General features: G+C 45.3%; 11 protein-coding genes. 10 read left to right on the forward strand and 1 reads right to left on the reverse strand.

Annotated elements, in window-relative coordinates; all coding sequences use genetic code 11:
- Positions 1 to 129 precede the first annotated feature (129 nt).
- The 8 genes from MHH46_RS00730 to MHH46_RS00765 all read left to right on the forward strand — a co-directional run bounded on the left by MHH46_RS00730 (position 130) and on the right by MHH46_RS00765 (position 8589).
- Positions 130 to 1224 carry a CdaR family transcriptional regulator gene (locus MHH46_RS00730; protein WP_036687042.1) on the forward strand — a complete coding sequence of 365 codons (1095 nt, stop codon included), beginning with the start codon at positions 130 to 132 and terminating at the stop codon, positions 1222 to 1224.
- A gap of 111 nt (positions 1225 to 1335) precedes the next feature.
- Positions 1336 to 2457: an ABC transporter ATP-binding protein gene (locus tag MHH46_RS00735; protein ID WP_076126826.1), complete on the forward strand. Its 1122-nt coding sequence runs from the start codon at positions 1336 to 1338 to the stop codon at positions 2455 to 2457.
- A gap of 210 nt (positions 2458 to 2667) precedes the next feature.
- Complete coding sequence (gene hprK / locus MHH46_RS00740; RefSeq protein ID WP_036687047.1) at positions 2668 to 3606, forward strand: HPr(Ser) kinase/phosphatase; 939 nt, start codon at positions 2668 to 2670, stop codon at positions 3604 to 3606.
- Between the two features lie 12 nt (positions 3607 to 3618).
- Positions 3619 to 4650: a prolipoprotein diacylglyceryl transferase gene (gene lgt / locus MHH46_RS00745; RefSeq protein WP_076126827.1), complete on the forward strand. Its 1032-nt coding sequence runs from the start codon at positions 3619 to 3621 to the stop codon at positions 4648 to 4650.
- 5 nt (positions 4651 to 4655) lie between these two features.
- A complete protein-coding gene (gene ppaX / locus MHH46_RS00750; protein WP_076126829.1) occupies positions 4656 to 5312 on the forward strand; it encodes a pyrophosphatase PpaX in 657 nt (218 codons plus the stop codon).
- Complete coding sequence (locus tag MHH46_RS00755; protein WP_172628771.1) at positions 5309 to 5818, forward strand: DapH/DapD/GlmU-related protein; 510 nt, start codon at positions 5309 to 5311, stop codon at positions 5816 to 5818. The genes ppaX and MHH46_RS00755 overlap by 4 nt, the downstream gene beginning before the upstream one ends.
- Positions 5819 to 6111: 293 nt before the next feature.
- Positions 6112 to 7320 carry an acyltransferase gene (locus MHH46_RS00760; protein ID WP_076186883.1) on the forward strand — a complete coding sequence of 403 codons (1209 nt, stop codon included), beginning with the start codon at positions 6112 to 6114 and terminating at the stop codon, positions 7318 to 7320.
- Positions 7321 to 7431: 111 nt separating this feature from the next.
- A complete protein-coding gene (locus MHH46_RS00765) occupies positions 7432 to 8589 on the forward strand; it encodes an acyltransferase (protein ID WP_076126832.1) in 1158 nt (385 codons plus the stop codon).
- 70 nt (positions 8590 to 8659) lie between these two features.
- Here MHH46_RS00765 and gntK read toward each other — a convergent pair whose 3' ends face one another.
- Positions 8660 to 10189, reverse strand: a complete 1530-nt coding sequence (gene gntK, locus MHH46_RS00770; RefSeq protein ID WP_076192674.1) for a gluconokinase — start codon at positions 10187 to 10189, stop codon at positions 8660 to 8662.
- A gap of 280 nt (positions 10190 to 10469) precedes the next feature.
- Here gntK and MHH46_RS00775 point away from each other — a divergent pair, with 280 nt between their 5' ends.
- Positions 10470 to 11687, forward strand: a complete 1218-nt coding sequence (locus MHH46_RS00775) for an ATP phosphoribosyltransferase regulatory subunit (protein WP_076126834.1) — start codon at positions 10470 to 10472, stop codon at positions 11685 to 11687.
- A 69-nt stretch (positions 11688 to 11756) separates the two neighbouring features.
- Positions 11757 to 12395, forward strand: coding sequence for an ATP phosphoribosyltransferase (gene hisG / locus MHH46_RS00780; RefSeq protein WP_036687062.1), 639 nt, complete (start codon positions 11757 to 11759; stop codon positions 12393 to 12395).
- Positions 12396 to 12426 lie beyond the last annotated feature (31 nt).

Consider the following 12426-nt stretch of genomic DNA (forward strand, 5'->3'; position numbering starts at 1 on the left):
CCTTAGGGTGGTGGCTTTTTTTGTGTTTTTATGTCGTATTATAGTAGCGCGCTGCTGCAGTGATTAACATAATATTAGAGAATATGCTAAAATAGGCGAAAAGAGCAAAAGTGGTGGAGTATGGTGACTATGGATAGCGAAACATTGCGAAAAAAGTTAGAGCAGCTCACCGGAAAGAAAACCGGAATCAAGCAGTTAGGGAGGCAACATTCAGCTTCTCTTTTTAGCCTGGGATTGGAAGCACAAGAACAGCCGGTAATCCATGAAGGTCATCTTTGGGCACCATTATATGAGACTGATGGACGTGTAACCGCTGTCTGGGTGGAATTGGATGGACTTAACTCTTTGGAAATACAATTAGTGAATTATGCAGTTCGAAACTTTGCAATTGCACTAAAAGCTACTGGGGTTAGAGAAGAAGGGGAAGCGGAGGCTCGGCAGCTGGGTACCTGGTTGAACACCGAACTGGAGCAAGAGAAAAATGACTCTGAGATACCCGATGAGATGGCTCTAAAGGGACGTTTATTCGGAGATATGGTTCCATTCCTACTTAGCAGTGAGAATGCACATAGCCCGCAGATCACTTATCGTTCCTTAATGAAGCTGCTGCGCAGCTATTTTGAGAATGAAATTCTGCTTATACCTCTTCAAGAAAAAGAATGGTTAATATTGGCCCGGAAGGAACTACTCACGGGCGGAGATGATAAGGATGAGGAAGAAGAGAGTGTAGATGAAATTCTGGCTCAGACCAGTATGGGCTTACACGAACTGATAGCCAGCGAATGGGTAGGTGTATTCCATTTGGCTGTAGCTCCGGCTATAGTCCCTGTTAAGGGATTGACGGGATCCGTGGCCTTGCTGAGGGAGACCATTGTACTCGGACGTATTTTCCAAGTGGGTGAATATATTCATTTACCTTGGGAGCTGCATTTGGAACGTTTGGTTAACAGCATTCCTGATGCACGGCGTAAACAGTTACTTGGACAGATTGGCGACTATTCTTCCGTATTATCGGATAAAGAGATGCTGATGACCCTGGAGACGTTTTTTGAGATGGATTGTAATGTAAGTGAAACAGCCAAGAAGTTATATATTCATCGCAACACGCTTTTATACCGTCTGGACAAGATAAAACAGGAGACGGGTGCCGATGTGCGTAGCTTTGGGGACGCTGCTATTGTGAAGCTTACTATGCTTTTGTATAAAGTGACGAAAAGGAAATAGGTTTTTTGTGAACGTTACAAATAGCCACCGTGTCCCGTCTAGGGTAATATAAATGTACAAGGAAAAAAGAATTTTTCAATTAATCAATAATTAACTCGAGGGGGAAATACAATGGCAGGCGTACGTTTAGAGCATATTTTCAAAAAATACCCGGGTTCAGATAAAGCAACAGTAATGGATATCAATCTTGATATTAAAGATAAGGAATTTCTAGTATTGGTTGGACCATCCGGTTGCGGTAAATCCACAACTTTGCGTATGATCGCTGGTCTGGAAGAAATCTCCGAAGGTAAAATGTACATTGGCGATCGTGTAGTCAACGACGTTGCACCTAAAGACCGCGATATCGCGATGGTATTCCAATCCTACGCCCTGTATCCGCATATGAGCGTATACCAAAACATGGCTTTCGGTTTGAAACTTCGTAAAGTGAAGAAAGATGAAATCGACAAGAAAGTACGTGAAGCTGCTAGAATTCTCGATATCGAGCATTTGCTAGATCGTAAACCAAAAGCACTTTCCGGTGGTCAACGCCAACGTGTCGCTTTGGGACGCGCTATCGTACGTGATCCACAAGTCTTCTTGATGGATGAGCCTCTTTCCAACTTGGATGCTAAACTTCGTGGTCAAATGCGCGCTGAAATCACTAAACTGGTTAAACGCCTTGAAACCACTTGTATCTACGTAACGCATGACCAAACAGAAGCTATGACAATGGGTGACCGTATCGTAGTTATGTATGATGGTATCATTCAACAAGCTGCTTCCCCTGAAGAGTTGTACAATGAACCAACTAACCTGTTCGTAGCTGGATTTATCGGATCCCCTACAATGAACTTTATCAATGGTACTTTGTCCGAAGCAAACGGTTCTATCCGTTTCCGCGCTGAGAACCTTGATGTTGAAGTACCAGGCGGAAAAGCTCAAATCATCCGCAGCAAAGGCTACATTGGCAAAGAAGTAATTATGGGCGTTCGTCCAGAAGATATCCATGAAGAGCCAGTATTCTTGGAAGCTTCCCCGAACACAATCTTTACTTCATTGGTTGATGTAACTGAAAACCTTGGTCACGAAATGCTCCTTTACTTGAGCGGCCTTGGTAAATCTACTGTAATCGCTCGTGTAGATGGACGTTCCACTACTCGCGAAGGCAGCAAGCCAAAATTGGCTATCGATATGAACAAAGTTCACTTCTTCGATAAAGAATCCGAAGTTAACATTCTGTTGGGATAAGATCGCAGGATCTTTTCTCTCTTGATAAAGCCACCCGAAAGGGTGGCTTTATTGTTTAATTAGGGTCGTAATGGATAGGCGTTAAGATTGCATTCACAAGCGTTATCAATTAAGATAGCAGGAGAATTACCTCCGGAATTGTAATGAGATCGCTGTCAACCGGACGCAGTAAGCGGACATATACCGCAGGTGACGAAAGGACGAATTTACATGGCTAAGAAAGTAAAAGTATCTGAATTGGTACAACATTTTCAATTAGAGGTTATTTCCGGCCAGGAAGGTCTAAAACGACCTATTACGGTCGATGACCTGAATCGCCCTGGACTAGAGATTGCTGGTTATTTCGAATATTATCCGGAAGAACGTGTTCAACTATTAGGTAAGACAGAACTCGCATTCTTCTCCATGCTGCCTGAAGCTGAACGTAAAAGTAGGCTTCGTGGAATCTGTAATGACAATACCCCTTGTATCGTAATTACCCGTAGTTTGGATGTGCCACAGGAGTTAATTGATATAAGTAATGAAAAGGGACTTCCTGTGCTTCGTAGCTCGATGGCTACGACTATTTTCTCCAGCCGTTTGACGAGCTTCTTAGAAGGGAGATTAGCCCCTACAGCAACGATTCATGGTGTACTCTGTGATGTATATGGTGTAGGTATGCTGATTACTGGTAGTAGTGGTATTGGTAAGAGTGAGACAGCCCTTGAACTTGTAAAACGTGGACATAGACTGATCGCTGATGATGCCGTGGAAATCCGCCAGACTTCAGATAACCAGCTGCATGGTACAGCCCCTGAGTTGATCCGTCACTTGTTGGAAATTCGCGGAGTAGGTATCATTAACGTAATGACACTTTTTGGTGCGGGTGCTATCCGTAATCATAAACGGATTACACTTGTCGTTAGATTAGAGGCTTGGCAGCAAGACAAGCAGTATGACCGGCTTGGACTTGATGAGGAAACAACGCGGATTATTGATACCGATGTTCCACTTGTAACCATTCCTGTACGTCCAGGACGTAACCTTGCCGTTATTATTGAGGTTGCTGCGATGAACTATCGCCTGAAGCAAATGGGCTTTAATGCAGCCCTGCAGTTTACGAATAAGTTAACTGCGACCATATCTGAGGATATGGACGATCTCGATTAGGAGTGTGAGACAATGTTCCCATTAGCAATAGATCCTATTGTATTCTCAATTGGATCACTACCTGTACACTGGTACGGGTTAATACTAGGGGTCGGTGCACTCGCGGGATTATTTCTTGCGATCCGCGAGGGCAAACGGTTCGGAATCCCGCAAGAATTCTTTATGGATATGCTGCTACTGGGTGTACCCTCGGCAATTATAGGGGCACGGATTTATTTTGTAGCTTTTAAATGGGACGATTATAAGCATAATCTGATAGACGTCTTTAAGATCTGGAATGGCGGCATCGCCATTTACGGCGCATTAATAGGAGCGATTATTTGCGGAATTATTTATTTCCGTTATAAGGGTTACCCTTTCTGGCGTATTGTTGATATTTGTGCACCTGGACTACTGGCGGGTCAAATGATTGGCCGCTGGGGAAACTTTGTCAACCAAGAGGCATACGGCAGCGTAGTTGAGGAATCTTTTTTACGGGATAAACTGCATTTACCTGACTTCATCGTTAATCAAATGTACATAGGAGATGCTTTTCATCATCCGACCTTCCTGTATGAATCTCTTTGGAGCTTACTAGGGATTGCGTTATTGATGGTTCTCCGTCGTCAGAAGTTTGTACGTGCTGGAGAAATCTTTATGTCTTACTTTATATGGTATTCCATCGGTCGGTTCTTCATCGAGGCTGTGCGTACTGACAGTTTAGCTTTTAACGGAAGTGCAGGACTGGCTTCGTTTATAAACGGCTTATGGAGTCCGATGGAATGGTTAGGTTTTGAACAAGGATATCTGGATCCTGCCTATGGTAATATTCGTATTTCTCAGCTGCTTTCTCTACTTATTATTGTGGCAGCTATATTGCTGATCGTTATTCGCAGAGTAACCGGAGAGCCTAAAGCACATTATTCTGACCCTATCGTATGTACTAAACCGATCCAAGCAGATACTGTAGTGCCAGAAAGCGCAGTAAATACACCGCAGAAAACTCGTCAAGGAACACAACCTGAGCAAGGACAGCCAGCGGATGGAGATAAGAAGGAGCAGTAAAACTTATGATAGAATGCGTTCTTTTTGATCTGGATGGAACGATTGTCGATACGAATGAGCTAATCATTAGCTCATTTATGTACGCGCTGAAGGACAATGGTCTGGCTCCACTGACCAGAGAAGAGATAATTCCGCATATGGGAACAACCCTTCAGCAACAGATGAGAGTATTCTCTGGACTAGAGGATGTAAATGGTACGTTAGAAAAGTCCTATCGTTCTTATAATAATGAGCATCATGATGAGTTAGTGCGTTCCTTTCCGCTTGTAAAGGAGACCATAGAGGAGCTCTCGCGTCGTGGGATCAAACTTGGGATTGTAACTACTAAGATCCGTCCAACAACGATCAAGACCCTGGAAAGGTTCGATTTGCTTAAGTACATGGATACGATTGTGACTGTGAACGATGTTACTGAACCAAAGCCACATCCGGAGCCCGTACTGACAGCGGTCCACAACCTTGGTGTTGATCCTCGCAAAACCTTAATGATAGGTGACAGTGCAGTTGATATTCAATCAGCCAAAGCTGCCGGTGTATACGCTGCTGGAGTATCTTGGTCTTTGAAGGGCGAGGATACGCTCCGCAAGTATGATCCGGACTTTATCATCCATAACATGAAGGATATTATAGAAATTATGGAGCGAGGAACGAATGAATCGTGAGAAACGTAACCCGTTATCCAGTAGAAGGTCATAACTCACTTTGGTATATTTACCGTACGGTCAGCCCTTGGAAGGGTGTCCGCAACTTTATTTTTATTCAGATTGCCCGCTATTGTCCGATTCTACCGTTAAAGAATTGGATCTATCGACGGATGCTGGGGATGAAGGTTGGTAAACACACGGCTTTTGGTCTTATGGCAATGGTGGATGTGTTTTTTCCGGAGAAAATAACGGTAGGTGAGAATTCTATTATTGGTTATAACACGACGATTCTGGCGCATGAGTATCTGATCAAGGAATATCGTCTGGGCGAAGTGGTGATCGGTGAAAATGTATTGATCGGCGCGAATACAACGATTCTTCCCGGTGTAACCATTGGAGATTGGGCAGTTATAGCTGCTGGCTCCGTGGTGCACAAAAATGTGGCGGCTGGCTCTTTTGTCGGAGGCAATCCTCTGCGAGAGCTGCGCCCCTCTTCAACGGAAGAACATTCGGAACAAGTGTAAACGATGCTTTTTTAACCCTGCAGTTACATATTGCGTTTTTTTAGCGCAGGTTCTGCAGGGTTTCTTGCGTCTTAGAGAAGATTATTAAGGAAACTTTAAGTTCTTCTTAAGTTTTTAGAACAGATACATTCGATATAATTAGCGTTAGTGATAAGGCGAATCCCACGCTAGGCATTCAGCTTCAAATATCAGAATGTAAAATCAGCAGGTGCAGGCTTCCTGGTATTTTCAGTTTCCACATTCCGCTTAGCGTCTCTATGAACAACCATCATAGTAGAGAAGAGGAATATAATATGAACACTGCGAGACAGGAAAGGCTGCCCCAGCTGGATATTTTCAGAGCATTAGCGATCTTAGGCGTATTGCATGTGCATTCCTCATCTTTTGCCGCTGGAGAGCAGGCACTGCATTCCCCTTATTATTACTGGCTGAACTGGATCAACATTTTCTTTAAATTCGGTACGCCCTCATTTATTTTTCTGAGCAGCTTTGTATTGTTTTATAATTATTATGGGCGTCCTGTGACACGCAGCTTGATTATTAATTTCTACCGTCGTCGATTAAAGTATATTTTATTACCTTATCTGCTAGCCTCTATGGGCTATTACGCACTAACCTTATATGTGAACGGACGATTGACCCAGAACCTCGGTGGCAACCTGTACAGCTTTATTAGAGCGTTATTCTCAGGTTCCGCATATGCGCATTTGTATTTTGTATTTATCAGCATTCAGTTTTATTTGCTTTTTCCAGTACTGCTTAAGCTACTCCAGAGTTCCCGCTTTTTAATTAAATGGGCGGTTCCGCTCGGATTGGCACTTCAGTGGGGGTTTATTTTCTGGAATAAATACGAACTGCACATTGTTGAAAAAGGGAGCCTCGCGATCTCTTATCTGGCTTATTATATGATGGGTGCTTATATCGCAATTCACTTTGAGAAGGTGAAGACTTGGCTGATGAAGCCATGGAGAGAGCTAACTGCCAGGCAAAAAGGATGGACTGCCCTGTTAGTGAGCGGGTGGTTAATTGCAGCCTTTATCCATGTGCAGCTATGGTATGTGGCCCGCCATTTTGGGGTGTGGACGGATTCGCTGTGGTACGAGCTACTATGGAATGTCCATACGATGTTATCAGCATTGGTTCTGTTGTATGCTACATTCCTGATCTATCGTAAGGCCTCTCGCGGGATTGTTGCTTTTTTAACACGTTTGGGTGAACTCTCATTTGCGATATATTTGATTCATCCGCTATTGCTGGCGGTATATCGCAGGTTCCGATATCAGATTCCCCTAGAGTCGCTAACATATGTTTTGTTCATCTACGGAGGGCTTGTGGTCGCACTGGGAGGGAGCTGGCTTATTGTGCAGTTTGCTTTCCGGCGAGTCCCGGGTTCATGGATTATTTTTGGAAGCGTGCCTCGCTCTTTGGAATCCAGTCCGCAGGAAAAGTCAGGTTATATCCCTGAGGAACGGGCAAAGGGGTTCGTGCAGCAGGAGAAATAGCGTTAGAAGAAGGTCTGATACACGCACACGCTTAAACGTGGGGAAGTAGCCTTCATAATATTTGATTAAAAAGGCATCACTTCGATGCGGAGCTTAACAGGAGGAAAGATTATGAGACAAAAAGAAAGAATTCCGCAGCTGGATATTTTTCGGGCGATTGCTATTTTTGCAGTGCTGGCTATTCATGCTACTTCACGAACGTTGGCGGAGACACTAGGTACAAACATGTTTCATCCGTTCTTATTTATTAATAAATTCAGCCAGTTCGCCGTACCTTCATTCATATTTTTGAGTGGGTTCGTGCTCTTCTATAACTATATTGACCGTCCGCTGGGTGGCAAAACGCTAGGAAAGTTCTACACTAGAAGGCTGCTTTATATTATTGTGCCTTATGTAGTATTTTCACTGCTGTATTTTGCGTTAAAAATGAATGCCGGGAATACTTGGGGCTTACCTCCGGGGGAGATGGCTTCTAAGCTATGGAAGTATTTATGGACAGGAACGGCATATACGCATCTGTATTATATTATTATCATTATTCAGTTTTACGTGTTATTTCCGCTCATTTTGTGGTGTTTGCAAAAGGTTCGTCATCTGGCGGCTTGGGCGCCACTGATCGGGTTATTACTACAGTGGGGTTTTGTGTTGCTGAATAAATACATGACCAATCACGGGTATTGGCAGTTATCCAAGGGGAGTCTGGCGATCACTTACTTCTCGTATTTCCTGCTGGGTGCTGGGATTGCAGTGTATTACTCTTCTTTGAAAAAATGGTTAGTGCCTTCACGTGAAGGCTGGCGCGCCGGTAAAGGTCCGGTTTGGATTACTTTGTGGTTGTTATGGATTGTAGCAGGGGTTGTTCATGTTGAGCTATGGTTTAACAATTACACGAAAAAAACTGTCATCAACAGCTTATGGTATGAGGGTTTCTCTAATTTACATGCGCTGCTCTCTTGTGTGGTGCTGTTGCAAATCTCCTTCTTGCTCTATGGGGCGGGTCGTAGCTTGCTGACAAGACTTTTGGTATCCGTGGGAGCATGCTCCTTCGGAATTTATCTATTGCACCCTATGCTGCTGTATTTCTATAGAAAATTACCGTTTCACGGGGGTTCTCTTGCGTACATCGCAGCGATTGTAGGAGGATGGCTTGTTGCGCTGCTGGTTTCATGGCTGGCAGTGGCTCTCGTCTTCCGGTATGTGCCTGCGTCTTGGATTATTTTCGGATCAGGCGCACAAAAGAAAGCAAAAACAGGCTCCATAAGCGCATAGTCTACTGCTAGGTAATATAAAAGCGCCGGTCTCCCGTATATGCGGGTTGACCGGCGCTTTTATTTTTTGTCTATTCTCCAGCTTGTTCCCGCTGAAACTCCGCAATAGCTTGATACTGGCTTTCCAGACTACGGTAGACGGAAATATAAATCGGCAGCAGCTGCTTGTACACTTTGGTATGTTCATCAATCGGATCATGCTGGTAAGTTGAACCGATCATGTCGAATACAACATCGAAGGAGTCCACGCGGCCCGTTGCGTAAAGACCAAGCACTACTGCTCCGAGGCAGGAGCTTTCAATACTCTCCGGAATGATGACCTCTTGATCAAAAATATCAGACATCATCTGCCGCCAGACTGAGGAACGGGCGAAGCCGCCTGTAGCCAGAATTTTGCTAGGACGCCCGATTTGCTCTTCCATAGCCAGCAGAACCATATACATATTGAAGATTACGCCTTCTAGTACCGAGCGAATCATATGCTCCTTATGGTGATTCATAGAAAGGCCGAAGAAGGAGCCACGAGCATCAGGATTCCACAGCGGTGCCCGTTCACCAGTTAAGTAAGGATGGAATAGAAGACCACCGCTACCTGCCGGAACTTGTTCCGCGATGCGCGTTAGAACCTCGTAAGGGTCAATGCCAAGACGTTTGGCGGTTTCGACTTCAGAAGCAGCGAACTCATCCCGTACCCAGCGGAACAGCATACCACCGTTATTAACGGGCCCTCCGATCACCCAATGTTTTGGGGTTAAGTTATAACAGAAGGTCCGTCCTTTAGGGTCGGTAAGCGGGTGATCCACTACGGTGCGAATCGCTCCGCTTGTTCCAATCGTTGCGGCCACTACACCGGGTTTAATCGCGCCTACGCCAAGGTTGGACAAGACGCCATCACTGGCTCCTACGACAAAAGGTGTCGTCGGGAGCAGTAATAGCTCCTCTGCTAGACCGGGAAGCAGGCCTTGCATGATCTCTGTGGTGGGAACAAGCCGTGAGAGTTGATCTGGTGAAATATGGGCTATCTCCAGGGCCTCTTGATCCCACTCCAAAAGTTCAAGGTTGAGCATGCCTGTAGAAGAGGCAATGGAATGATCGATGATGTATTCGCCGAACAGCCGAGCGAATATGTATTCTTTTATAGAAATGAATTTATAGGTTTGTTGAAACAACTGAGGCTGCTCTTCCCGAAGCCACATTAGCTTGGTAATCGGTGACATAGGATGAATAGGCGTTCCTGTGCGCAAATACAACTCATGTCCGTTGAACTCGTTCTTCAGGCGAAGTGCAGATCCGGCACTACGGTTGTCAGCCCAAGTGATGCAGGCAGTAAGTGGTTTACCCAGCTGATCAATTGCAATGACACTGTGCATGGCTGAACTGAAGGAGACGAATAGGATCTTATCTGGAGTTACGGCGCTTTGCCGCATGACATTAGAGAGGGTATGAAAGACTGCACGTAGGATTTGCTCTGGGTCCTGCTCCGCTATAGAAGGGGAGGGTTGATGCAAGGGATAACCCATATTCGCTTGTGCAACTATGGCTCCATTCTCCTCGAAGAGAACTGCCTTTGTACTTGTAGTACCAATATCAACGCCAATCATATAGGATTTAGTCAAGCGTTAGCCCTTCTTTCTAGTTGAAAGTATATTTTTAGAACACCAATTACAAAATTATGAAGTACAATCGTATTAGCTCATTATAGTATTCGATAAGCGGGGAGGCAAAAATAAAGAAAATGCCAAACGCTCGACTAAGGGTTTGATTGACGAAAAAGCAGTGAACATGATACGATATTGAAAATACTTTAATTTGCTACCACTTTACCATAGTAAAGTAAACATAAACAGTATCTAATGATAACTGACGAGGTGAACAATGAAGATGTCCAAACCAAAGGGATTTGAGAAGCCGTCTGGCGTTCGGGACTATCTGCCCCGGGCCGTAACGAAATTGCGCAAAATTGAGAACGATGTACTGCATTGCATGAGTCGCTGGGGATATCAGCAAATGATGACTCCAACGTTGGAATATTACGATACAGTTGGCGTGGCTAGCTCTACGTCGGACCAGAAGCTCTATAAATTACTTAACAATCGTGGTCAGGCTTTGGTGCTTCGATCAGAAATGACTGCCCCGGTTGCCCGTGTTGTTGCCTCTCTATTGAAGGATGAGCCACTGCCATTGCGTCTGTCATATCACGCGAATGTATTCCGTGCCATTGAGGAAGAAGCGGGGCGGGAAGCGGAGTTCTTCCAGACAGGTGTAGAGCTGGTAGGTGATGATTCACCTGAAGCCGATGCGGAGGTAGTTGCGCTTGCTATTTCTTCGCTGCAAGCCGCGGGTGTGAAGTCTTTTAAGATCGCTATGGGGCATGTAGGCTTTCTGAATGGGTTATTTCAAGAGGCACTTCCTGAACTGCCTGAGGCTCAAGAGGAGCTGAAAAGTCATTTGCTGGGCCGTGACTATGTTTCTTTCCGGGAGACTTTACGGCGGCTGGATCTTACAGAAGCGCAGAAGAACGAACTGGATGGGCTGCTGCGTCTGCGCGGAGGCAAGGAGATTTGTGGACAGGCGCTAGAGCTGAGCAATCATCCGCTCGCGCGTCATTCGATTGATCATTTGTGCAAGGTGTGGGAGGTGCTGGTCTCTTACGGCGTATCACAGCATGTACTGATTGATCTGACGATGATCGGGGACTTTTCCTATTATACAGGCATGACTTTTGAAGGTTATGCAGCGGAGTTAGGATTTCCGGTATGCAGTGGTGGTAGATATGACAATCTGCTGCAACAGTTTGGGCGTCCGATCCCATCCACAGGATTTTCCTTAAAAACGAATCGCATCTTGGATGGTGTAACTGGAGTGGTCGAAGAGCAAGAGCTGCCTATTTTGATCCAATATGATGCGATTCGCAGAAAAGAAGGCTTGGAAGAGGCAACACGCCTGCGGTCAGAGGGTCATGCAGTCGTTACTAGACTTGCTGCAGGTCCAGAAGAGCTTGAAACGGTGAAGCGTTTGGATACGGACACGGTTGAAGCAGAGGGTGTACGGTACGGTGAGATCTATACATTCGTATCTTTTGTAAGTGAGCATGGCTGAGGATATCGCTAGTACAAAAAGCGAATAACATAAATTTTGCATGGAGATGGAAAAGGAGGCAACTTAACAATGGCACAGATATTGAAGGTGGCTATGCCAAAAGGCCGGATTTACGAAAAGGCTGCTGAGCTGTTCCGCCAGGCAGGTCTTCCGATTCCACCGGACGGTGAGGCATCACGCAAGCTTGTTATTCCGCTGCCTGAGGCAGGGATGGAGTTTATATTGGCGAAACCAGTAGATGTACCTACATATGTAGAATATGGCGTGGCGGATATTGGGATCGTGGGCAAGGATGTTTTGCTGGAGGAAGATCGTGATGTATACGAGCTGCTTGATCTTGGCATTGCCCGCTGCCGGATGTCGATCATCGGATTGCCGAACTGGCAGCCGGGAATTCAGCAGCGTGTAGCGACGAAATATCCGAATGTAGCTTCAAGGTATTTTAGGGAGCAGGGCCAACAGGTCGAGGTAGTGAAGCTAAATGGATCCATCGAGCTTGCACCACTGATTGGTCTGGCCGATCGTATTGTGGATATGGTAGAGACCGGGCAAACGCTGCGGGACAACGGATTAATCGAAATGAAGAGTATATTCGAAATTACAAGCCGCCTGGTGGCGAATCGTGTGAGCTATCGGATGAAAAATGAAGAGATACAGCAACTGTGTGACCGACTACAGGCAGTTATAGGGCAACCTAATTTGCGGTAGGCGGCAACAGATGTTAGGGGTAAAGGGAGGA

It is taken from the genome of Paenibacillus sp. FSL H8-0175 (assembly GCF_045040615.1).
Lineage (GTDB): Bacteria > Bacillota > Bacilli > Paenibacillales > Paenibacillaceae > Paenibacillus_AQ > Paenibacillus_AQ odorifer.